Below are 22,701 nucleotides of genomic sequence, written 5' to 3'. Positions count from 1 at the left end.
ATTCACGTCAGTCGCGCTGGAAGATCCTGGCGCCGGGATAGGCGCGGCGGGCGTAAGTTACCACCAGCGCGCGGTCCTGGGTATCCAGGAAGGGCGTTCGGATCTGGCTCGATCCGACGATGAGGTGCCACAGGCCATTGAGCTTCTGGATCACGATCTTCATTTGCGTAGTCCTCGATGACTCCCATTTCACGAATGTTGCTCGTCACCGCAGTGCCTAGGATAGCGCTCGCGGGTATCAAATTCCCAATGCGGCCGGCGCTGCAAAACACGTCTACCCTTGTTAGTTGGTTACGGATTGCGCCCAGATAAGCCGGATCTCATCACAGCCGCTTGAGCGAAATCAATTTCCGCGCCCACGAAACCGTCCTGAAACAGAGCCGTCCCATCTCTATGGGGTAGTCGAGCTCACACAGGAGGCGAACATGCGCCGTCTGGCTTTCGTAGTTGGCTTGCTCGCGGTCGCTTCGGCGGGAATCTCTGCATCCTTCGCCGCAGTCCACCACGCCAAGACGTTGACGTTCGCGGAGCGCTTTGCTCCGGCGCTCGAGTTGATGGCGAAGCGCTAGCCGCATACGCCTCGCAGCCGTGAGCGATGCAGCGGCTGTTCGCTGCTGGGCGGACATCACGTCGCAGTCGCCGACCGATGATGGCCGGGTCAGGTTTGACTTGTCGCAAACTTGCCTCGCCCTGAGCGGCTAAGGTCTGCCTGCATGGTTGCAGAGACAGCGTTGTGCCCCGATGGGAGGGCCCCGGGCTCCAAGTCATGCAGATCTTGTCATGCAGATCTTGGAGGCACGACCATGAGCGTCGTCTTTCGCATCCTCTTTGTCCTCGCCGGCGCGATCACGGCGCTGTTCGTCGCGCGCGACGCGCTGAACTTCACCATCATCCAGACCTTCGTCGCCGTCCTGCTCGCCACCGCAATCGTCGGTGCCGGCAGCTTCTGGAGCCTGCGGCGGAAACCGTGAGGGAGGTGCAACGCGGAGGTGCGGCCGGTCTGAGTGAGACCGAGGCGCGGGCGAGGCTCGCGGCAGACGGCCCCAACGAACTGCCTCGGCCGGAACGACGCAGTCCGCTGCGCATCGTGGTGGAAGTGCTGCGCGAGCCGATGCTGCTGCTGCTGCTCTGCGGCGGGCTGATCTACCTCGTGCTCGGCGATCTCAAGGAGGCGGTGATCCTGCTGGCGTTCGGGGCAATGTCCATCGTGATCACGGTGGTGCAGGAAACCCGGACCGAGCGCGTGCTGGAAGCCTTGCGCGACCTGACCAGCCCGCGGGCGCTGGTGGTGCGCGACGGTGCGCGCCGGCGAATTGCCGGCCGCGAGGTCGTGCAGGGCGACCTTCTCGTCCTCGGTGAAGGCGATCGCGTTCCCGCCGACGCCGCGCTCGTCGAAGCGCGGGACTTGCAGATCGACGAGTCCCTGCTGACCGGCGAGTCGGTGCCTGTCCGCAAGAAGACCGCCGACAAGATCAAAGTAGCCGCTCACCGGCCCGGCGGCGAGGATCAGCCATTCGTTTATTCCGGTTCGCTCGTCGTGCGCGGCGAGGGGTTGGCGCTGGTCGAGGCCACCGGGCCGCGCAGCGATATCGGGAAGATCGGGCTGTCGCTTCGCGGCTTGCAGGCCGAGCCGCCGCGGCTTCAGCAACAGACCGCAAGGCTGGTGCGGCTCTGCTTCCTCGGCGGCGCCGTGATCAGCCTGGCCGCGATTGTGCTCTACGGCGTCTCGCGCGGCGACTGGCTGCAGGCGCTGCTGGCAGGCGTCGCCATCGGTATGTCGATGCTTCCGGAAGAATTCGGTGTCGTGCTCACGGTGTTCATGGCCATGGGTGCGTGGCGGATTTCGCAGGCCCGCGTCCTGACGCGGCGCGCCGCCGCCATCGAGGTCCTCGGCTCAGCAACAGTCCTGTGCACCGACAAGACCGGAACGCTGACGCAGAATCAGATGTCGGTCGCCGAGCTGCGCCTGCTGGACGGCGCGCGCCTGCGCGCGGAGGCGTCCGGACCGGATCAGGTCGGGCGCGAATTCGCAGAGCTGGCGCGCTGCGGGGCACTGGCAAGCTCTCCGGAGCCGTTCGATCCGATGGAGAAGGCGCTGCATTCGTTCGCGCGTGGTGTCCTGCGGGACGGCGACGCGATGGATGGCGAGCGGACGCTGGTGCGCACCTATGGTCTGCGCCCCGAGCTGCTGGCCATGACCCAGGTTTGGCGGACAGCCGGAGGGGCGGACCTCGTCGCATGCGCCAAGGGCGCGCCGGAAGCGATTGCGCGCCTGTGCAGGCTGAACGAGGCCGATCGGGAGGCCGTGCAAGCTGCCATCGGGGCAATGGCGAAGGACGGGCTCCGGGTGCTGGGGATGGCGGTTGCCGTTTGCGATGAGGCTTCCCTGCCGGCATCCCAGGAGGCTTTTGTATTTCGCTTCGTCGGCCTGGTCGGGCTTGCCGATCCGTTGCGGCCTCATGTTCCGGAGGCGGTTCGCGAATGCCGTTCGGCCGGCATCCGCGTCATCATGATCACGGGCGACTATCCGGCGACCGCCATGGCGATTGCCGCGCAAGCCGGGCTCGACGTCGATGAGGTCGCGACCGGGGAGCAGGTCAAGCTCGCAGACGACCGCGAGCTCGAGGCACTCGTCAGGAAGGTGAACGTCTTCGCGCGGGTTCTGCCGGAGCAGAAGCTGCGGATCGTGCAGGCGCTGAAGCGCAGCGGCGAGATCGTCGCGATGACGGGCGACGGCGTCAACGACGCGCCGTCGCTGAAGGCCGCCCATATCGGAATCGCGATGGGTGGCCGCGGCACCGACGTCGCTCGCGAGGCATCCTCGATCGTCCTGCTCGACGACGACTTCAGCTCCATCGTCGCATCCATCCGCCTCGGTCGCCGGATCTACGACAATCTGCGCAAGGCCATGGCCTTTATCTTTGCCGTCCACGTGCCGATCGCGGGTCTTGCGCTGCTTCCCCTGGTGTTCGGGCTGCCGCTGGTGCTCGGCCCGGTGCACATCGCCTTTCTGGAGCTGATCATCGATCCCGTCTGCTCGCTGGTGTTCGAGGCCGAGCGGGAGGAGCGCGACGTCATGAAGCGTCCGCCGCGGCGTGCCGATGCGGAGCTGTTCTCGTGGCCCCTGATCGCCTGGAGCGTTCTGCAAGGCACGATGGCCTTCGCCTTGATCGCCGTGATCTTCGTCGCAGCGCTTCGTTCCGGCCTTCCGCCCGAGGAGGCTCGCACCCTCGCATTCATCGCGCTCGTCGTCTGCGTCCTCGCGCTGGTGCTGGTCAATCGATCCTTCAGCGCATCGTTCTTGTCCGCCTTCTTCCGTCCGAACGCGGCATTGCTCTGGATCTTCCTCTTGATTGCGCTCGTTCTCGCCACAGCCCTGTTCTGGCCGCCGGCCTCCGGCCTGTTTCGCTTCGGTCCGCTGCATGTTGACGATCTGATGATCACGCTCGGCGCCGGACTATTGGTGCTCACGGCGCTCGAACTGCTGAAGCCAATTTGGGCGCGGCGGCTTCGGTTCTAGCTCTCGCGAGGACTCCTGTGAAGCCAGGCGTCCGTCGGTTGCGGACAGGAGTTCCGACCATCGAGCCCGGTCCTCGCGCCTCGACTACGTCTTCGGCAGGCGGCCCATCAGATAGAACTCCTCGTTCGGCCGCATGCCCGTGAAATTCGCCAGCCGGTTCGACAGCGCGAAGAAGGCCGAGATCGCGGCGATGTCCCAGATATCATCGTCGCTGAAGCCGTGCGGCGCGAGAGCGGCGAAATCGTTCTCGGAAATCCGCTGCGCGTCTGCCGAGACCTTCATGGCGAAATCGAGCATCGCCTTCTGCCGCGGCGTGATATCGGCCTTGCGGTAGTTGATCGCGACCTGGTCGGCGATCACAGGGTTCTTGGCGCGGATGCGCAGGATCGCGCCATGGGCGATCACGCAATATTGGCACTGGTTGGCCGCCGACGTCGCCACCACGATCATCTCGCGCTCGGCCTTGGTGAGGCCGCCGTCTTTCTCCATCAGCGCGTCGTGATAGGCGAAGAAGGCGCGGAACTCGTCGGGGCGATAGGCCAGCGTCAGGAACACGTTCGGGACGAAGCCGCTCTTCTCCTGCACGGCAAGGAGGCGCTTACGGATGTCGTCGGGCAGGGTGTCGAGGGCGGGGGCTGGAAAGCGTTGCGCGGCGGTCTTTGTCATGGGCATGGATTCCGGCTTGGGGCGGGAACCATAGTCGATGCGGAAGGCGGGCTCAATCTGCCGGTCCGAAGTGGCCGCGACGAAGGTGTCAGGTGGGAACGACGTCCATCCTCCGTCATTGCTTCGCTGCGCTCGCAATGACGATGTGGATGGAGCGAAGCCTTACCGCAGCGGCTTCTTCAGCAGCGAGAAGCGGTCCGGATCGAGGCCCATCGAGGGCTGCAGCATCGGGGCTTCGACGCTGGACATCGTCTTCGCGGGCGGTGCCGAGAACACGGGGTCGTTCGGCACGTCGCGCTGCGAGGTGGCGCCGCGCCAGCGTTCGAGCACGGCGCTGACGAAATGCATGTCGTGGCCGGAGGTGACGGAGGGCACGCTCGAGATGGTGGCCTCGCCGCGCGGCAATTGGTGCGGCGGCACCTCCTTGAAGCGCAAGCGGGTCGGCAGCGCCACGCCTTCGCCGAACGCCAGCACCTCGCGGGTGCCGAGCGAGGGCACGAAGGAGAGCAGGTTCGCGGCGGCGTCCGACACGGCGGCGCGCAGCAGCGCCTGGTCGCGGTCGTTGGCGAGGCGCATCGTGAACAGCGTGTTGCACTGGGAGATGATGGTGGCGTCGAGCTCGGCGGGGCGCTGGGTGATGAGGCCGAGATAAACGCCGTATTTGCGGCCTTCCTTGGCGATGCGCGATACCGCCTTGCGGGTCGGGCCGAAGCCGATGTTGCGGTCGGCGGAGGCGTAGCGGTGCGCCTCTTCGCAGACGAACAGCAGCGGCGAGACGCCGTCGCTCCACAGGCCGAAGTCGAAGGCCATGCGGCAGAGCACGGAGACGACGGAATCGATCACCTCGGCCGGGAAGCCGGCGAGCTGCATCACCGTCATCGGCTTGCCGTTGGCGGGCAGGCGGAACAGATGGCTGATCACCTCGGCCATGGTGTCGCCGCCGACATTGGCGTTGTCGAACATGAAGGCGTAGCGCGGGTCGTTGCGCACGGCCTCGATGCGCGAGATCAGCTTGTGATAGATGATGCGCGAGGAGCGGTTCTCGAGCTTGCCCATCCGCTCGTCGATCAGCGACAACAGGTCGACCAGGCGATAGGGCACAGGCGTATCGACGGTATAGCCGATCTGCTTGGGATCGATGCGCTTGAGGCCGATGCGGTCGGCGTTCTGGTACTGGGTGTAGACGCCTTTGGCGAGCGGGATCACCTCGGCGAGGATGTCGAGCTCTTCCGGCACGCCGGCGCGGCCGCCGAACAGCACGTCGACGATTTCCTCGAAGTTGAACAGCCAGAACGGCAGCTTCAGGTTTCGCGGGTTGAGCACCAGCGCGCGGTCGCCAAAGCAGCGGCCATATTCGTTGTGCACGTCGAGCAGGAAGATGCGCAGGTTCGGCCGCGCCTTCAGGATCTCGTTGAGCAGCAGCGAGACGCCGGTCGATTTACCGACGCCGGTCGATCCCAGCACGGCAAAATGCTTGGACAGCATTTCCTCGACGTCGACATAGGCGATGACCGAGCGGTCCTGCTGCAGGAAGCCGACATTGATCTGGTCCGAGCCGGTCGGCGCGTAGATCGTGCGCAGCTCCTGGCTCGTGATCAGGTCGACGGCATCGCCGATGGTCGGATAGTTGGTGACGCCGCGCTGAAATTTGGCCTTGTCCGCGGCATTGAGGATCTCGCCGAGCAGGTCGACCGAGGCGATGGCAATGTAATTGTCGGAGCTCGACAGATTTTCGCAGGAGACCTCCGTGATCATCGCAACGATGACCGAGCTGGCGCAGCGAATGCTGACGAACCGGCCGACGGTGGCCCGCACCTCCGAGATCGGCATCCGGCTTTCCGCCAGAAGCCCAACCCGGGCGAGCGATCCGCGAACCGAAATCACGCGTCCAAAGGATGTCACGATGAATGAACCTGGCAAGAGCAAGGGGAGTTGCCCGGACTATGCGCGGCCGTCGCTGCACAAACGGTTAAACGCCGGACGCGCCGGCTCCGTTAAATCCGCGGTAATTCGGTCGGGAGCCTCGCCGCCAATGCCTGCTTATTGGCAAAATCGCCGGGAAAATGCTGCATTTTCCGGACCTTTCAGGTGAGATGGTCCTTAAGGAAGAGTTTACCATTCGGGCAGGCTGCCCGTCTCGTCCGGAGGCCGGCGGTCAGGCGCCGATCGCAGCAGGATACCGGCTGCTTTGTTGACTGGACCTAATGATTTGTACATTAGTACAAATGAGGCGCCGCGCCGAAAGCCCCGCGTCCGATCCAGGAGGAAAACATGCAGCCCGAACCGATCCTCGACCTTGCCCACCTCGGCCACATGGAGCTGCTGACGCCGAAGCCCGACGAGAGCCTGAAGTTCTTCGTCGATGTCATGGGCATGACCGTCAGCGGACTGAAGGGCGAGTCGGTCTATTTGCGCGGCTGGGACGATTACGAGCGCTATTCGCTCAAGCTCACGGCGTCGAAGACCTCGGGCATGGGCCACATGGCGCTCCGTGCGCGCAGCCAGCAGGCGCTAGAGCGGCGCGTCGCCGCGCTGAAGGGATCCGGCTTCGACATCGGCTGGATCGACGGCGACATGGGGCAGGGGCCGACCTTCCGCTGCCGCGACCCCGATGGCCACATCGTCGAGCTCTATTACGAGACCGAATGGTATCAGGCGCCGCCGGAGCTCAAGCCCGCACTAAAGAACCAGGCGCAGCGCTTTCCGGCGCGCGGCGCCAACGTCCGCCGGCTCGATCATCTCAATTGCCTCGCCGTCGACATCAAGGCCAACCGCGAGTTCTTCGAGAATTACCTCGGCTGCCGCCTCACCGAGCAGATCGTACTCAACGACGGCCGTGAGGCCGCGATGTGGCTGACGATGTCGAACAAGAGCTACGACTTCGCCTATTCGCTCGATCACTTGGGCGTGCCGGGCCGCTTCCATCACGTCACCTACGCGCTCGACAGCCGTGAGGAGATTCTGCGCGCCGCGGACATTTTTCTAGAGAACGGCGTGCACATCGAGACCGGCCCGCACAAGCACGCGATCCAGCAGACCTTCTTCCTCTATGTCTACGAGCCCGGCGGCAACCGCGTCGAAGTCGCCAATGCCGGCGCGCGCCTCATTCTCGCGCCCGACTGGAAGCCGATCGTGTGGACCGAGGAGGAGCGCAAGAAGGGCCAGGCCTGGGGATTGAAGACCATCGAGTCCTTCCACACCCACGGCACGCCGCCGGTGGAGGTGAAGCACGACTAGCGTATTCACGCAGTGTCATTCCGGGGCGATGCGAAGCGGCGAGCCCGGAATCCATAACCCCGGCTGGTGGTTATGGATTCCGGGCTCCCTCGCTATGCTCGGGCCCCGGAATGACGTTAGTGGGTCGAACTTCGCACCCGCGAGATCGTCTCGCGCACGCCGGTCCAGGCCGGCTTGTCCGGCGCGAACTGCTTGCGCAAAAACGTCACGAGCTCCTCGACCTGTGCATCGCTCATGCTATTCCTGAACGCGGGCATGTAGCCGAGATCGCTGGAGACTGGGTCTGCAATGCCGTGCAGGATCACCTGCACGAGATTATCCGCCTTCGTGCTGTGAACGTTGCTGTTGAGCGCGAGCGAGGGCCGCGTGCCGAACAGCGGCAGGCCGCCGACCTCGTGGCACACGGCGCAGGCGCCTTGATAGAGGCGGGCGCCCGCGGAGGAGGCGACGGTCACTTGCGTTGCGCTCTCGAGCTTGGCGGCGAGCGCATTCGGCGCTGGTGTATCGGCCGTGTCGTTGAAGGAGTTCAGATAGACCGCCATCGCGCGGATGTCCTGGTCGGGCAGGGCTTTGAGATCCCTGACGACAGGCGCCATCGGGCCGGCCGCGACACCGTGGTAACGCGAATGGCCGGTGCGCAAATAGGCGTAGAGCTCCTCCTCGCTCCACGGAATCGGCGCGTGCGAGAGCGAGGTCAGCGCCGGCGCTTCCCAGCCCTCGGCAAAGCCGCCGGCGAGATAAGCGTTGCGTTGCTCGGCGCCGAGCGCGTTGCGCGGCGAATGACAGCCGCTGCAATGGCCGAGACCTTCGACCAGATAGGCGCCGCGATTCCATTGATCGGACTTGGCGGGATCAGGCTTGAACTCCTTCGTGTCGTGGAACAGCGCATTCCAGCCCGCGAGCAACGAGCGGAGATTGTAAGGGAAGGCGAGTTCGTTCGGCGGTGCCGTCGCACGCACTGAAGGCTGCGCCATCAGATACGCATAGAGCGCCTGCATGTCCGCGTCGCTGGTCTTTGCAAAATGCGTGTAGGGAAAAGCGGGATAGAGCTGCCGTCCGTCGCGATGCAAGCCATCGCGCATGGCGCGCTCGAAGGCCGGATAGGACCAGGCACCGATCCCGGTCTCGACGTCGGGCGTGATGTTGGTCGAATAGATCGTGCCGAATGGCGTCTCCAATGCGCGGCCGCCGGCGTTGAGCGCGCCGCCAATGCTGGTATGGCACTCCGCGCAATTGCCAAGCGCTGCAAGCTGCTCGCCGCGGGCGATGGTCGCCGCGGAATAGACCGACGCGTCGGGCCGTGCGATCGGCGCAATTGCGCGACCTGGAAGGAGCGCCGCACCGATGCCGATGGCAGCGGTGCAGACGGTTGCGATCGCTGCAGCGATACCGGCGCGCCTGGCGAACGGATTCGCCCAGACCCGGGACGGCCGCGATGCCGCCGGTGCGGGCAGAGCCTGCGGCGTCACCGCCGCATCGCCACGCAATCCCTTCAGGATTCGCTCAGGCGTGAACGGCGGCTCGCGGAAGCGCACGCCGGTGGCATCGAAGATGGCGTTCGCGATCGCCGCCGCGCTCGGCACCGAGGCGGACTCGCCAACGCCGAGCGGCGGCTGATTCTGCCGCGGCAGCATCAGCACGTCGATCTTGGGCACGTCGGGGAAGGGGATGATGGGGTAGGCGCCCCATTCGCGCGCGGCCACCGTGCCGCGCTCGAACGACACCTCTTCCATCAGCGCGCGGCTGGTGGATTGGATGACGTTGCCCTGGATCTGGTGGCGCACGCCGTCCGGGTTGATCATCAACCCGGAATCCTGCCCCGCGACGACCCGCGTCACGCTGACGTCGCCGGTCGTCTTGTTCACCGCGACGTCGGCAACCCAGGCCGACCACGCCGCGCCATAGCCCGGAAACTTGCTGTGGACGTAGAGCGCGTAGGCAAAGCCGCGGCCGTGCACGACCTCGCCGTCCTTCTCCTCGCGAACGGGGCGGGGCGTCCAGCCCGCGCGCTCGGCCACAGCATTGACGAGATCGACAGCGCGCTGATCCTTCAGGTAGCGCAGACGATATTCGATCGGATCGACGCCGGCTTCGGTTGCAGCCTCGTCGATATAGGATTCATGCGCAAAGGTATTCGGCAATGCCGAGACGCCGCGGAACCAGGAGGCCCGCACGATCGGCGGCGTGTCGTGGGCGACGACGCGCATGTGCTCGTAATCGTAAGGAGGGATCGCGGTGCGGTCGCCCATCTGGAGCACGGTGGGCTCGGGGGAGATGCGACCGGTCAGCAGCAGCGCCAGCGTCGGAGCGGCGTTCGAGGGGTAGCGCGTGGCGAGATCGTAAGCGGCGATGCTGCCGTCAGCGTCGAGGCCGCCATTGACGTCGATGAGCTGCGCGGTGCCCTTGGGCTCCCAGGCGTGCTCCTGCTCGCGCGTCAATTGCACGCGGACGGGACGGCCGACGGCGCGCGACAGCAGGAGCGCATCGGCGGAGACGTCGTCGGCGCAGTTGCGACCGTAGCAGCCGGCGGCCTCCAGCCGGATCACCTCGATCTCGCTCTCGGGGCGCTCGATCAGCAGCGCCAGGTCGCCGCGCAGCACATGCGGGTTCTGCGTGCCCGACCAGACGCGGATGTTGCCGTCCTGAAAGTCGGCGGCGGCGCAGGAGGGGCCGATCGAGGCGTGCATCTGATACGGCCAGAGGTAAGTGCGCTGCATCGGCTTGGCCGCGGCCGATATCGCCTTGTCGACCTCGCCCTTGTCGATCAGCGTGCGCGGCGTCGATGGATTGGCACGCAGGGCGGTCTCGACATCGCCAAGATCGGTAAGCGTCGGCGTCGGCTTCCAGCTCACCTTGAGCTGCTCTGCCGCACGGATCGCATTCTCCTCGCGCTCGGCGACGACGCCGACGAAATCGCCGATCCGCACGACGGCGACAAGGCCGGGAATGTCGCGCACGGAGGATTCGTCGACCGCAATGAGGCTGGTGCCGACGAACGGTCCGGCATCGACGCCAGCATAGGGCGGCCGCACCACGCGGCCATGCACCATTCCTGATACTCGGACGTCGTGCACGAAAGTCAGCTCGCCCGTGGCTTTAGCAGGTAGATCGACGCGCGGCACCGACTGGCCGACGATCGCGTAATCGCCGACAGGCTTGAGCTCGACGTCATCGGCGAGCTCGAGGCGGATCGCTTCGTCGCCGATGAGCTCGCCATAGCTGACGCTGCGATTGTCGTGGCCGCGAACGAGTCCGTCCTCGATCTTGAGCTCGGCTTCGGGCAAGTCCAGGCGTTCCGCGGCGCGCGCGATCAGAAAGTGCCGCGCTTGCGCCGCGGCCTTCCGCAGCGGCACGGCCGTGATCTGGATGGTCTCGCTCGCGATCGTCGCGCCCTGGTTCGGCACCAATGCCGTGTCGCCGAGCACGACGACGACGCGCGCAAAGGAGACGTCGAGCTCTTCGGCGACGATCTGGCCCAGCGCAGTGCGGATGCCGGTGCCGAGATCGACATGGCCGTTATAGGCCGTGACCGAACCGTCCGCGGTGATGCGGACGAAGGTTTCCGATGTGACCTCGTCCACGCTGCGCGCGACGATGAGCGAACCCGCACGCTCAGCTCCGTTCGTAACAAAGGACGCCATCAATCTGCGGCCTCGGTGAGCTGGCCCGATGCGCGCATCACCGCGCGAAGGATCTCGACATGCGTGCCGCAGCGGCAGAGATTGTAGCGCAGCGCCGCCAGCGCCTCCTGTTCGGTCGGCCGCGGGTTGATCGCGAGCAACGCCTTGGTGGTCATGATCATGCCGTTGAGACAATAGCCGCATTGTGCGGCCTGCTCGTCGATGAAGGCCTGCTGCACGACGTCGGGCTTGTCGCTTGTGCCGAGGCCTTCGAGCGTCACGATGTCGCGCCCGGCGCAGCCGCTCACCGGAATCGCGCAGGAGCGTGCCGCCAGTCCGTCGATCAGGACAGTACAGGTGCCGCATTCGCCGAGGCCGCAGCCGTATTTCGGGCCGTTCAGCGCGAGATCATTGCGCAGCACGTAGAGCAGCGGCGTGTCGCGCGCTGCCGTGAGCTCGTGGATCCTGCCGTTCACGGTGAGGCGGATCGGTGTCTGCGTCATCCTCGTTTCCAAGCCCAAGACGATATCCAAGATCATGCAATCGCGAAAATCGGACGCCGCGACGATACCGTTTGTACACAAACGTGCAAGCGGTGCATGCCGCACTGCAGCGCGGGTGCCTTCTTTGTGGACAGTGCGGATAGGCAAATGAGGTTTTATGCGGCAGTGGCATCTTTTGCGCTGCACCGCCGCTTGACAGCGCCGGGGCAGCGCGCGCAACATCGTTCGTATACGAATGATAACAGCGGTGTCCGCCAGCTCCGACATGGTGACAGAAACGACGAGCGCCGTCATCGACAAGATCCGCTGCGATGCTTGTCCGGTGATGTGCTACATCAAGCCCGGCGCGGCGGGGGCCTGCGATCGCTATGCCAATCACGACGGCAAGCTGGTCCGCGTCGATCCGCATGTCATCCTGGAGCGCACCGTCTCTCACGGCGGCAAGCTCGTCCCGTTCAGCCGCACCGAGGACTGGGACGGCAAGATCGTCCACGAGCCCTCGACTTTCGTGACGGCGATCGGGGCAGGCACGACCTATCCCGACTACAAGCCGGCGCCTTTCATCGTCTCTGCGGAGGTCGAAGGCGTCGACATGGTGACGGTCGTCACCGAGGGCATCTTCTCCTATTGCGGCATCAAGGTGAAGATCGACACCGATCGCTATCTCGGCCCGGAGACCGCGACCGTGCGCGCGCAGGGCGAGGCGGTCGGCCATGTCACCACCAGCGAATACGGCTCGCAGATGCTCTCGCTAGGCGGCGTGCATCATCTCACCGGCGGCTCCAAGAAGGAGGGCCGCGTCACCTGCGACACGCTGATGGACCTCGCCAATTGCAAGGCGGTGGAGCTCACCATCGACGGCGGCGCCACCGTGGTGGTGCAGGCCGGGCAGCCGCCGATCGTCAACGGCGTGAAGGAAGAGCGCATGCGCGTCGGCTGCGGCTCGGCGACGATCGGCATGTTCGCCAAGCAATGGCACGGCAAGGTGGACGAAGTCGTCGTGGTCGATGACCACATCACCGGCGTGCTCAGCGAGCATCAAGCGGGCAAGCTGCTCGACATCGCCGACACCGGCATCAAGATGAAGGGCCGTCGCTCGACGCCCGGCCGCTATTTCCAGGTGGCCGATCCAGGCACGGGCTGGGGCGGCACCAACATCTCAGATCCCCTGTCGATCCTTGGCCCGTTCGATGCCAAGGAAGCAAAGCCCGGTCTGACCATGCTGATGGTCTCCACCACCGGAGAGCATTCGTCCTATTACGTGCTCGATGAGGCCTTGAAGCCGGTCGAGACCGAGATGCCTGACGACTTGAAGTTCTCGGTCGAGCGCATCCAGGAAAATTGCGAGCCCGCGTTGTGCACGGTGTTGTTCATGGCGGGCGCGGGCGGCTCCTTGCGCGCTGGCGTCACCGACAACCCGGTGCGGCTGACGCGCTCGGTGAAGGATGCGCTGACGCGCGTCACCAGCGGCGGCGCGCCGGTCTATGTCTGGCCCGGCGGCGGCATCACCTACATGGTCGACGTGACGCAGATGCCGTCAGGCGCGTTCGGCTATGTGCCGACACCAGCCCTGGTCGCGCCGATCGAATTCACCATGAAGCTGTCCGACTATGCCGCGCTCGGTGGCCACATGGATTATGTGAAGCCGCTCTCCGAGGTGCAGAGCGGCGACGATGTCCGCCAATTGCCCTGGCAGAACCCGATTCCGGGGCCTCGCACATGACCAGGCGCCCGCAAATCGCATTGCTGTCTGATGGCCGGCGGCTGCATTTGCAGGATGGACCGATCGATCTGATCGTGGAGGCGAGGGGACGTACGGATGCGGTGCGGGTCGCCTATGAGGCTGCGGCGCTGCGGTTCACTGGATTGCTCGACGAGCTTTGCGCGGAATTGCCAGGGCTGCGTACGGCGGTCGAGGAGAAGACCTCGCTGAAGGGCGTTGTCGCCCGCCGCATGCACGCTGCCGTCGCGCCTTATGCCGCCGATTGCTTCATCACGCCAATGGCGGCCGTTGCCGGCAGCGTCGCGGAGGAGATTCTGGCCGCGATGCTGCGCGCTGCACCGCTCGATCGGATTTACGTCAACAATGGGGGCGACATCGCGCTGCATCTCGGTGTGGGCGAGCATTTTTCGGTCGGCCTGATGGATCGTCCCGACCACGACGGCGTGATGCGGAGGATGCGGATCGATGCGAACGATCCGGTGCGGGGCGTCGCGACCAGCGGTCGGCACGGCCGCAGCTTTTCGCTCGGGATCGCCGATGCCGTGACCGTGCTGGCCGCAACCGCTTCGCAGGCCGATGCGGCCGCGACCGTGATCGCCAATGCCGTCGATCTGCCCGGGCATCCCGCAATCATCCGACAGCCTGCGAACGAGCTTCAGCCCGACAGCGATCTGGGCGCACGCCTTGTGACGCGCGGTGTCGGCGAGCTGTCTCACGATGAGATCGCAGCCGCGCTTGAATCTGGCGCGGAATGTGCACGGCAATTGTTCGATCGCGGACTGATCGAAGGTGCCGTGCTGCGGCTTTGTGGTGATATGCTTGTCATCGGAACAAAGGATATAGAAGAGCAACGATCGCGCCCGCGTGTGCTGGAGAACGCGGTCCATGCCTGAACAGGGAAGCGAAACATGAGCGCGATCATCCGCAAGATCGTCACCGTCGTCGAAGAGACGCAGATGGAGATGGGACGCCAGGTGTCGCCGCCGACCCGGCGTGCCGCCGCGATCGCCGTGATCGAAAATCCTTTCGCCGGAAAATATGTCGAGGATCTCTCGCCGCTGATCGCGATCGGCGAGGAGTTGGGCGAGCTCCTGTCGAAGCGCGCGGTGGCGGCGCTCGGCATCGATGGTGCCAAGGCGCACAGCTACGGCAAGGCCGCGGCTGTCGGCGAGAACGGCGAACTGGAGCACGCCGCCGCCATCCTCCACCCCAAGATGGGGGCGCCGGTGCGCAAGGTTCTGGGCAAGGGCGCGGCGCTGATCCCGTCCTCGAAGAAGCGCAGCGGCCCCGGCACGACCCTGGACATTCCGCTGGGGCACAAGGACGCAGCCTTCGTCCGCAGCCATTTCGACGGGATGGAGGTACAGATCAACGATGCGCCGCGCGCCAACGAGATCATGGTCGCGGTCGCCGTCACCGACAGCGGCCGTCCGCTGCCGCGCGTCGGCGGGCTCACGGTCGCGGAGATCAAGGGCGAAGACGGTCTGAGATAGAAGTCGTAAGCGAGTTCAAATTGGAGGTTGGGATGCGAGCAAGAAATTACTTCGTCGGCGCGGCCTTCGCGCTTCTGGCAGGCGGCATGGCCCATTCGGCCCTGGCGCAGGACATCAAGATCGGCGAGATCAACAGCTATTCGCTGCTGCCGGCATTCACCGAGCCCTATCGCAAGGGCTGGCAGCTTGCGGTCGAGGAAGTCAACGCGGCCGGCGGCATCAACGGCAAGAAGCTCGTCGTCATCTCCAAGGACGACGGCGGCAAGCCGGCGGACGCGCAGACCGCGGCCAACGAGCTCGTCTCGAGCGAGGGCGTCGCGATGCTCGCCGGCACGTTCCTGTCGAACATCGGTCTTGCGGTCTCTGACTTCGCCAACCAGAAGAAGGTGTTCTTCCTCGCGGCCGAGCCGCTCACGGACGCCATCACCTGGTCCAAGGGCAACAAGTACACCTTCCGCCTGCGTCCCTCCAACTACATGCAGGCGGCGATGCTGGTGGAAGCTGCCAGCAAGCTGCCGGCGAAACGCTGGGCGACGATCGCGCCGAACTACGAATACGGCCAGTCGGCGGTCGCGGTGTTCAAGAAGCTGATGTCGGAGAAGCGCCCCGACGTCCAGTGGGTCGACGAGCAATGGCCGCCGCAGGGCAAGATCGACGCCGGCCCGGTGGTGCAGGCGGTTGCCGCCGCCAACCCGGAAGCGATCCTCAACGTCACGTTCGGCGCGGATCTCGTCAAGCTCGTGCGCGAAGGCAACACCCGCGGCCTGTTCAAGGGGCGCGAGGTCGTCTCCTTCCTCACCGGCGAGCCCGAATATCTCGACCCGCTCAAGGACGAGACGCCGGAGGGCTGGATCGTCACCGGCTATCCCTGGTACTCGATCAAGACGCCCGAGCATGACGCGTTCCTGAAGGCGTACCAGGCCAAGTACAACGACTATCCGCGTCTCGGCTCGATCGTCGGCTACCAGACCATCAAGTCGGCCGCCGCGATCCTGGCCAAGGCAGGATCGACCGATCCGGAGAAGCTGATTGCCGCGGCGGAGGGGCTTACGATGCCATCGCCGTTCGGCGAGATCACCTTCCGCAAGATCGACCACCAGTCGACGCTCGGGGCCTTCGTCGGCAAGACCGCGCTGAAGGACGGCAAGGGCGTGATGGTGGACTCGTCTTACAAGAAAGGCGCGGACTATCTGCCCAGCGATGCCGAAGTCGCGAAGTTGCGTCCGAAGGATTGATACAACAGAGACCGGGGCCTTCATGGTTCGAGACGCGCGGCGTCGCCGCGCTCCTCACCATGAGGGTCCCGGACCTCATCCTGAGGAGGCGCGGAGCGCCGTCTCGAAGGATGAAGACCAGCACCGAGACCTAACCAACCCGGACCGCCGATGGCCTTTTACGTCGTACAGTTTCTGACCGGTCTCGCCAGCGCAGCGTCGCTGTTTCTGGTGGCCTCGGGCCTGTCGATCATCTTCGGCGTGACCCGGATCGTGAATTTCGCGCATGGCGCCTTCTACATGATCGGCGCCTACATCGCCTTCACGCTGACCGAGCGCTTGTCCGGCGCGTTCGGCTTCTGGGGCGGCATCGTCCTGGCCGCGTTCGCGGTGGCGCTGATCGGCGTCATCGTCGAGATGGTGCTGCTCCGGCGCATCTATCATGCGCCCGAGCTGTTCCAGCTGCTCGCGACCTTCGGCCTGACCTTGATGGTCGAGGATCTCGTCGTGCTGATCTGGGGGCCCGACGATCTCGTCGGCCGCCGCGCGCCGGGCTTCAGGGGCGCGATCGATTTCTTCGGCCAGAACATTCCGAGCTACGACCTGTTCCTGATCGTGCTCGGTCCCGTCGTGCTCGGCATTCTCTGGCTGCTGTTCCAGCGCACGCGCTGGGGCGTCTTGGTGCGCGCGGCGACGCAGGATCGCGACATGGTGGCCGCGCTCGGCGTCAACCAAAAGTGGCTGTTCACGTCGGTGTTCGCTGTCGGTGTCTTCCTGGCAGCGCTCGGCGGCGCGCTCCAGATCCCGCGCGATGCCGTGCACCACGCCATGGACCTGCGCATCATCGTCGAAGTCTTCGTCGTGGTGGTGATCGGTGGCCTCGGCAGCATCGTCGGCGCTTTCGTCGCGGCGGTGCTGGTCTCCGAGCTGAATGCCTTCGGCATCCTGATCTTCCCGAAGATCTCGATCATTCTCGTCTTCCTGGTCATGGCGGTGGTGCTGATCGTGCGTCCCTGGGGCCTGTTCGGCAAGCCGGAGGCGGCCGCGCGCAAGACGCCGGGTCTCACCGTCAATCCCTGGCGGCCGCTGACCTCGAACGAGCGGCTGATGGCGCTTGCGGCGCTGATCGTCGCGGCCATGCTGCCGCTGTTCGCCGGCAACTATCTGCTGACCGTGGGCTCGGAGATCGCGATTTTCGTGATCTTCGCCGTCAGCCTGCACTTCCTGATGTCGGTCGGCGGCCTCGCATCGTTCGGTCACGCTGCCTATTTCGGGCTCGGCGCCTATGGCATCGCCTTCCTCGCCAAGATGGCGGGACTTCCGATGATCGTCTGCTTGCTGCTCGGGCCGCTGCTCGGCTGCATGGGCGCGGCCGTGTTCGGCTTCTTCGCGGTGCAGCTCTCCGGCGTCTATTTCGCGATGCTGACGCTCGCCTTCGCGCAGATCGTCTGGTCGATCGCGTTCCAGTGGGTGGACGTGACCGGCGGCGACAACGGCATTCTCGGCCTCTGGCCGTCGAGCTGGGCGGCAAGCCCGTCGCGCTTCTACTGGCTTTCGCTCGGCGTCGCGGCGCTGGTGACCGTCGCGCTGCGGGCCATGGTGTTCTCGCCGTTCGGCTACGCGCTTCGTGCCACGCGCGACTCGGTTCTGCGCAGCGAAGCCATCGGCATCGATGCCAAGCGCATCCAGTGGACCGCCTTCGTGATCGCCGGCACGACCGCCGGCATCGGCGGCGCCTTGTTCGCCTACCTCAAGGGTAGCGTGTTCCCCGACAATCTCGGCATTTCGCTCTCCGTCGACGCGCTCGTCATGGTGCTGCTCGGCGGCGTCGAGACGGTCTCGGGCGCGGTGATCGGCGCCATCGTCTACAAGGCTTTGAACATCTGGCTGGTGAGCCAGACCGATCTGTCGAAGCTCGTGCTCGGCGGCTTCATCATGCTGATCGTCGTCGTCTTCCCCAAGGGCATCGTCGGCACGCTGGAGATGCTGGCGCAGCGCCGCAAGAAAGCATCGCCGCCGGGATCACCTTTGCTCGCCAAGCCGATCGAGTCTGCCGAATGAGCGTCGCACCTCCACTTCTCGCGGTCGAAGGCCTGACCAAATCCTATGGCGGCATCCATGCCGTGCGAGGCGTCTCGTTCTCGCTGCGGGCCGGCGAGATCCTGGCGCTGATCGGGCCGAACGGCGCCGGAAAAAGCACCTGCTTCGACATGCTCAACGGCCAGAACATGCCTGATAGCGGCCACGTTCGCCTGCTTGGCGAGGAGATCACCGGCCGGAAGCCGCGTGAGGTCTGGCGGCTCGGCGTCGGCCGCACCTTCCAGATCACCGCGACCTTCGCCACCATGACCGTGCGCGAGAACGTGCAGGTCGCGCTGATCTCGCACGGCAAGCAGCTGTTCAATCTGTTCGGCTCGGCGCCGAAGTTCGATCGCGACGAGGCCGGCCGCCTGCTCGAGCTGGTCGGCATGGGCGGCTATGCGGACCGGCCCTGCGGCGAGCTTGCCTATGGCGATCTCAAGCGGCTCGAGCTTGCGGTTGCGCTCGCCAATCAGCCCAAGCTGCTGCTGATGGACGAGCCGACGGCCGGAATGGCACCGCGCGAGCGCGTCGAATTGATGCGGCTGACCGCGCGCATTGCCCGGGAAAAATCCATCGGCGTTCTCTTCACCGAGCACGACATGGACGTGGTGTTCGAGCATGCCGACCGCATCCTCGTGCTCAACCGCGGGACGTTGATCGCGGAGGGCTCGCCGGCCGAAGTGCGCGGCAATCCCCAGGTGCAGGCGGTCTATCTCGGCGAGGGCCTTGTCTACGATGCCCGGCACCGCGAGGGAGCCTCCACATGAAGCTCACGGTGCAAGACCTCAACAGCCATTATGGTCCGGCGCATATCCTGTTCGACATCGGCTTCGAGGTCGGCGAGGGCGAGGTGGTGGCACTGCTGGGACGCAACGGCGCCGGCAAGTCGACCACGTTCCGCTCGATCGTCGGCCTCGTCGCGCAGCGCTCCGGCCGCATCACGTTCGAGGGCAAGGACGTCTCGACGAAACCGACGCACGAGATCGTGCGCGAGGGCCTCGGCTACGTGCCGGAGGAGCGTCGCATCTTCACGGACCTGACCGTCGAGGAAAACCTCGAAGTCGGCCGCCAGCCGAAGCGTCCGAACGCGCCGCACTGGACGCGCGAAAAGCTGTTCGCGCTGTTTCCTAACCTCGGCGAGATGAAGAACCGCCCGGGCGGACGAATGAGCGGCGGCGAGCAGCAGATGCTCACCATTGCGCGCACGCTGATGGGCAATCCCTCGCTGGTGCTGCTGGACGAGCCGTCGGAGGGCCTGTCGCCGAAGATCGTGGAGCAGATGGTTGATGCCATCCTGACCATGAAGAAGGAAGGCGTCAGCATCGTCGTCTCCGAGCAAAATCTGCATTTCGCGCGGCTGATTTCGGATCGCGCCTACATCATCGAGCGCGGCCGCATCTGCTTCGGCGGCACCATGGCCGAGCTCGACGCGCGCCCGGATATCCGCGACGCGCATCTGTCGTTGTGAGGCAAGGGGAAGGGCTGCGAACGGATGGCGAGAAGCGTTGCGGCAAAGAAAAGTGTCAAACCGGCGAAACCGCCTTACGTGCTCGACGAACAGGTCGGCTTCATCCTGCGCCAGGTCTGGCAGCGCCACAGCTCGATCTTCGCCCGCGACATCGGCACCAATCTGACGCCGACGCAATGGGCGGCGCTGTCGAAACTGGCCGAGACCGGGCCGTGCTCGCAGAACCAGCTCGGGCGCCTGACGGCGATGGACGTCGCGACCATCAAGGGCGTGATCGATCGTCTCACCGCGCGCGGCCTCACCGAGACGAGCCAGGATCCCGAGGACGGCCGCCGCCTGCTGGTGAGCCTGACCCGCGCCGGACAGCAGCTTGCCGAAAAGCTGGCGCCGAACGCGCTGGCGATCACCCGCGAGACGCTGGCGCCGCTCGAGGCGAAAGAGCGCGAGACGCTGATGATGCTGCTGAACAAGCTCAGGTGAAGGTTTCGTAGGGCGGGCAGAGCGAAGCGTGCCCGCCATCCTTTCTCGAGTCGCAAAAATCGTGGGCACGGCACTTCGCGCCGTTTGACCACCCTACGGCAGTTGAACAAGGTGCCGGAACTGGCGACTAACCTTGATGAAGGGTTTATCGAGGTTTTGGTCATGAGAGTTGCGACGCGCTTTGCGGTTGTCTTGAGTCTTGGTGCCGTGCTCGCCGGCCAATGCGCTCCCGCCTTGGCGGCGCAGCCTTACGAAGGCTTCTGGGCCTCGACCAAAAAGGACTGTCGCAACGAGGACAGTCCCAACCGCATGAGCATCGAGGGCGGCAATCGCCTGTACTGGTATGAGACGCGGTGCCGCGCCAGCCAGATCACGGCCGACGGAAGGCTCGGCTGGAAAATGAAGCTGGCCTGCGAAGGCGAGGGCGAAAAATTCCGCTCCAATCCTCGCGTCTCCGTCGCTGCGGATGGCAGGCTGGTGATGGACAACGGTCCAGTTGGGCGGGCCAAGCGCCAGACCTATGTGCGCTGTGAGATTGCGAAGAAGCGCTGATCTCTTACGTCTTTCCCGGCCATTTGGCGCGGTAGCGGATTTCGCTGCCGTCACCAAGCCGCCGCCACGTTCCGAATTCCGGCGTATGCGGCGCGCGGGCCGTCAAATCGATCGGATAGATCCGGCTCGGCTGGCCCTGGATGTTGATGGCGAGCTGCCGGTGCGAGGTTCGAAACGCCAGCTCGACTTCGCCGGCGATAACCGCCTGGTCGCCATCGCGATAGAACGCGGCCGGACTGACTTCGCCCGGCATGGTGTTGATGTCGGTTTGCAGTTCGATGGTGATGTCCTGCGCCGATGTTGGCACCGTTACTCCCGCCGGAAAGCGGACCTCGAACACGAGCAGGGGATTGGCGCCGTTGCGGTTGAGCCAGGGCGTTGCGGTCGCGTATGCGTACGCAATGTAGGCGCCGAGGCCGGCGGTGCAGAGCAGGGCGACGATGCCGAGCGACTTCAAGCTGTTCCGCGCGACGCCGCCGACGCCTGCGTCCTGCCCTGCATTTTTGCCTGAACGCGTCACGAGCCAATTGGCGAGGACCGCGCCGGCGATTGCACCGGTGGGCGAGTAGACGAACAGTCCCAGCAGACCCGATGTGATCGGGTCCGCACGGTTGCCGACATCGAGGAGAGAAAACAGCACAAAGATCGCGATATAGCCCGCCACCGCGCCAGCGACGCCCACGGCTATCCGTGATGGGTCCTTCATGTCAGCCTCGATGGTCGAACAATGAACTGCCGCCGCCGAGGGCTGCCTGCGTTAGACGCAACAGGCTTGCGACTTGTTCAATGCCTTCGAGGGACGGTGCGAGCGGCGGGCCGCTCCGGCTGCATCACTTCGCCACCACCTCCGGCACCTTGCCGGCGGGCGGCGTGTTGCGGCTGCGCTGGGTGCGGACGATGCCGTCGATGATGGTCATTCCGATGCCGGGGAGATCGCCGAGCTGAACGCTCTCCAGGATGTTCTTGCCCGGCGAGTGCTGGGCCTTGTCCATGATGACGAAGTCGGCGGAGCGGCCGACCTCGATCAGGCCGCAGTCGAGCTGGCGCATCCGGGCGGTGTTGCCGGTGGCAAGGCAGAATGCGATCTCGGCCGGCAGGTCGCCGAGCGAGGACAGCATCGAGACCATGCGCAGAATGCCGAGCGGCTGCACGCCGGAGCCGGCGGGCGCGTCGGTACCAAGGATGACGCGATGCAGGTCGCCCATCTCGCGGGCGGTGCGCAGCGTGAACAGGGCCGAGCGCTCATTGCCGTTGTGCACGAGCTCGAGGCCGCGCTTGCAGCCCTCGCAGATGCAGCGGATCTGGTCGTCGGGCAGAGCAGTGTGGCCGCCGTTGATGTGGCCGACCACGTCGGTGTCGGCCTCAAGCACCACGTCCTTGTCGATCAGGCCGGAGCCGGGGATCGACGGGCCGCCGGTGTGGATGGTGCTCTGGATACCGTATTTGCGCGCCCAGCCGACCATCTTCCGCGCGGTCGGGCCGTCCTTGACGCCGCCGAGGCCGACCTCGCCGAGCAGCTTGACGCCGTTCGCGGCCATCTCCTTGAAGTCTTCTTCCACCATCTCGCATTCGATCACCGGCGCGCCGGCGTGAACCTTCACCCCGCCAGGACGCAAGGTCCAGAATGCGCGCTGGGCGAACACGGCCATGGCCTTGAGGCCGACGACGTCGCGGGGTCGGCCAGGCATGTGCACCTCGCCGGCGGAGATCATGGTGGTGACGCCGCCGTGCAGATAGCTGTCGATCCAGTTGATCTGGTTCTGCCGCGGCGTCCAGTCGCCGGCGACAGGGTGGACGTGGCTGTCGATCAGGCCCGGCGCCACCGTGGTGCCGTTGGCGTCGACGATGGTGGTGGCGCCTTCGGTATTGACCTCCTTGAAGCGGCCGATCGCGCTGATCTTGCCGTTCTCGGCGACGATGGTGTCGCCGTCCAGGATCGGCTTTTCCAAAGCGCCGGACAGGATCAGGCCGATATTGCGGATCACCAGCTTCGAGGGTCCGGTGGCCTGGGGTGCGTCATGCGCCATGGAAGGGGCTCCTTATTCCTAACTGCAACGCTTCCGATCTTGGGCAGCCTTGACCGCGGGATCAAGCCGGATTATTCATTAGTATACGAATGATCGTGTACAAACGACGCATAGCT

At 65.3% G+C, this 22,701-nt stretch carries 20 protein-coding genes; 13 read left to right on the top strand and 7 right to left on the bottom strand.

The window, feature by feature from the left end; genetic code table 11:
• Positions 1 to 7: 7 nt before the first annotated feature.
• Positions 8 to 163 (bottom strand): hypothetical protein, encoded by a 156-nt coding sequence (locus tag I6F16_RS03770; protein ID WP_165637160.1) that lies wholly within the window; start codon positions 161 to 163, stop codon positions 8 to 10.
• A 262-nt stretch (positions 164 to 425) separates the two neighbouring features.
• On the opposite strand from I6F16_RS03770, the gene I6F16_RS03765 reads away from it, so the two are divergent.
• From I6F16_RS03765 to I6F16_RS03755, 3 genes are all read left to right on the top strand, one after another.
• Complete coding sequence (locus tag I6F16_RS03765; protein WP_167361652.1) at positions 426 to 569, top strand: hypothetical protein; 144 nt, start codon at positions 426 to 428, stop codon at positions 567 to 569.
• Positions 570 to 803: 234 nt separating this feature from the next.
• The gene (locus tag I6F16_RS03760; protein ID WP_225173448.1) at positions 804 to 971 is read left to right on the top strand and encodes a hypothetical protein; all 168 of its coding nucleotides are present in this window, start codon (positions 804 to 806) and stop codon (positions 969 to 971) included.
• Entirely contained in the window at positions 968 to 3,520 is a 2,553-nt protein-coding gene (locus I6F16_RS03755) for a cation-translocating P-type ATPase (RefSeq protein WP_225173447.1), read from the top strand. Before I6F16_RS03760 ends, I6F16_RS03755 begins: the two co-directional genes overlap by 4 nt.
• Positions 3,521 to 3,604: 84 nt before the next feature.
• Here the strand turns inward: I6F16_RS03755 and I6F16_RS03750 are convergent, their stop codons facing one another.
• Both I6F16_RS03750 and I6F16_RS03745 read right to left on the bottom strand, forming a co-directional pair.
• Positions 3,605 to 4,186 carry a peroxidase-related enzyme gene (locus I6F16_RS03750; RefSeq protein ID WP_225171336.1) on the bottom strand — a complete coding sequence of 194 codons (582 nt, stop codon included), beginning with the start codon at positions 4,184 to 4,186 and terminating at the stop codon, positions 3,605 to 3,607.
• A gap of 162 nt (positions 4,187 to 4,348) precedes the next feature.
• Positions 4,349 to 6,088, bottom strand: coding sequence for a DUF87 domain-containing protein (locus I6F16_RS03745; RefSeq protein WP_036001369.1), 1,740 nt, complete (start codon positions 6,086 to 6,088; stop codon positions 4,349 to 4,351).
• 369 nt (positions 6,089 to 6,457) lie between these two features.
• On the opposite strand from I6F16_RS03745, the gene I6F16_RS03740 reads away from it, so the two are divergent.
• Positions 6,458 to 7,423: a catechol 2,3-dioxygenase gene (locus I6F16_RS03740; RefSeq protein ID WP_225173446.1), complete on the top strand. Its 966-nt coding sequence runs from the start codon at positions 6,458 to 6,460 to the stop codon at positions 7,421 to 7,423.
• Positions 7,424 to 7,539: 116 nt separating this feature from the next.
• On the opposite strand, the gene I6F16_RS03735 is transcribed toward I6F16_RS03740, so the two are convergent.
• Both I6F16_RS03735 and I6F16_RS03730 read right to left on the bottom strand, forming a co-directional pair.
• On the bottom strand, positions 7,540 to 11,064 hold the full coding sequence (locus I6F16_RS03735) for a molybdopterin cofactor-binding domain-containing protein (RefSeq protein WP_225173445.1): 3,525 nt from the start codon (positions 11,062 to 11,064) through the stop codon (positions 7,540 to 7,542).
• Entirely contained in the window at positions 11,064 to 11,546 is a 483-nt protein-coding gene (locus I6F16_RS03730; protein ID WP_036001419.1) for a (2Fe-2S)-binding protein, read from the bottom strand. Before I6F16_RS03730 ends, I6F16_RS03735 begins: the two co-directional genes overlap by 1 nt.
• 265 nt (positions 11,547 to 11,811) lie before the next feature.
• On the opposite strand from I6F16_RS03730, the gene I6F16_RS03725 reads away from it, so the two are divergent.
• The 9 genes from I6F16_RS03725 to I6F16_RS03685 all read left to right on the top strand — a co-directional run bounded on the left by I6F16_RS03725 (position 11,812) and on the right by I6F16_RS03685 (position 20,558).
• The gene (locus I6F16_RS03725; protein ID WP_225112274.1) at positions 11,812 to 13,269 is read left to right on the top strand and encodes a 6-hydroxynicotinate reductase; all 1,458 of its coding nucleotides are present in this window, start codon (positions 11,812 to 11,814) and stop codon (positions 13,267 to 13,269) included.
• Positions 13,266 to 14,162 (top strand): UPF0280 family protein, encoded by an 897-nt coding sequence (locus I6F16_RS03720; protein WP_036001359.1) that lies wholly within the window; start codon positions 13,266 to 13,268, stop codon positions 14,160 to 14,162. Before I6F16_RS03725 ends, I6F16_RS03720 begins: the two co-directional genes overlap by 4 nt.
• A gap of 15 nt (positions 14,163 to 14,177) precedes the next feature.
• The gene (locus tag I6F16_RS03715; RefSeq protein ID WP_025035619.1) at positions 14,178 to 14,762 is read left to right on the top strand and encodes an amino acid synthesis family protein; all 585 of its coding nucleotides are present in this window, start codon (positions 14,178 to 14,180) and stop codon (positions 14,760 to 14,762) included.
• Positions 14,763 to 14,794: 32 nt separating this feature from the next.
• Positions 14,795 to 15,997: an ABC transporter substrate-binding protein gene (locus I6F16_RS03710; protein WP_225112167.1), complete on the top strand. Its 1,203-nt coding sequence runs from the start codon at positions 14,795 to 14,797 to the stop codon at positions 15,995 to 15,997.
• A gap of 150 nt (positions 15,998 to 16,147) precedes the next feature.
• Positions 16,148 to 18,037 (top strand): ABC transporter permease, encoded by a 1,890-nt coding sequence (locus I6F16_RS03705; protein ID WP_057028848.1) that lies wholly within the window; start codon positions 16,148 to 16,150, stop codon positions 18,035 to 18,037.
• Positions 18,034 to 18,825: an ABC transporter ATP-binding protein gene (locus I6F16_RS03700; protein ID WP_036001349.1), complete on the top strand. Its 792-nt coding sequence runs from the start codon at positions 18,034 to 18,036 to the stop codon at positions 18,823 to 18,825. The genes I6F16_RS03705 and I6F16_RS03700 overlap by 4 nt, the downstream gene beginning before the upstream one ends.
• Positions 18,822 to 19,526 carry an ABC transporter ATP-binding protein gene (locus I6F16_RS03695; protein ID WP_057028850.1) on the top strand — a complete coding sequence of 235 codons (705 nt, stop codon included), beginning with the start codon at positions 18,822 to 18,824 and terminating at the stop codon, positions 19,524 to 19,526. Before I6F16_RS03700 ends, I6F16_RS03695 begins: the two co-directional genes overlap by 4 nt.
• A gap of 24 nt (positions 19,527 to 19,550) precedes the next feature.
• Positions 19,551 to 20,006 carry a MarR family transcriptional regulator gene (locus I6F16_RS03690; RefSeq protein ID WP_036001344.1) on the top strand — a complete coding sequence of 152 codons (456 nt, stop codon included), beginning with the start codon at positions 19,551 to 19,553 and terminating at the stop codon, positions 20,004 to 20,006.
• A 162-nt stretch (positions 20,007 to 20,168) separates the two neighbouring features.
• Positions 20,169 to 20,558: a hypothetical protein gene (locus I6F16_RS03685; RefSeq protein ID WP_036001342.1), complete on the top strand. Its 390-nt coding sequence runs from the start codon at positions 20,169 to 20,171 to the stop codon at positions 20,556 to 20,558.
• 4 nt (positions 20,559 to 20,562) lie between these two features.
• Here I6F16_RS03685 and I6F16_RS03680 read toward each other — a convergent pair whose 3' ends face one another.
• Both I6F16_RS03680 and I6F16_RS03675 read right to left on the bottom strand, forming a co-directional pair.
• Positions 20,563 to 21,264, bottom strand: a complete 702-nt coding sequence (locus tag I6F16_RS03680; RefSeq protein WP_036001338.1) for a hypothetical protein — start codon at positions 21,262 to 21,264, stop codon at positions 20,563 to 20,565.
• A gap of 124 nt (positions 21,265 to 21,388) precedes the next feature.
• A complete protein-coding gene (locus I6F16_RS03675) occupies positions 21,389 to 22,585 on the bottom strand; it encodes an amidohydrolase family protein (protein WP_036001335.1) in 1,197 nt (398 codons plus the stop codon).
• Positions 22,586 to 22,701: the final 116 nt, after the last annotated feature.

Source organism: Bradyrhizobium sp. IC4060 (assembly GCF_020193715.1).
Classification (GTDB): domain Bacteria; phylum Pseudomonadota; class Alphaproteobacteria; order Rhizobiales; family Xanthobacteraceae; genus Bradyrhizobium; species Bradyrhizobium yuanmingense.
The sequence above is the reverse complement of the archived record's forward strand: the minus strand, read 5'-3'. Positions and strand labels throughout refer to the sequence as shown.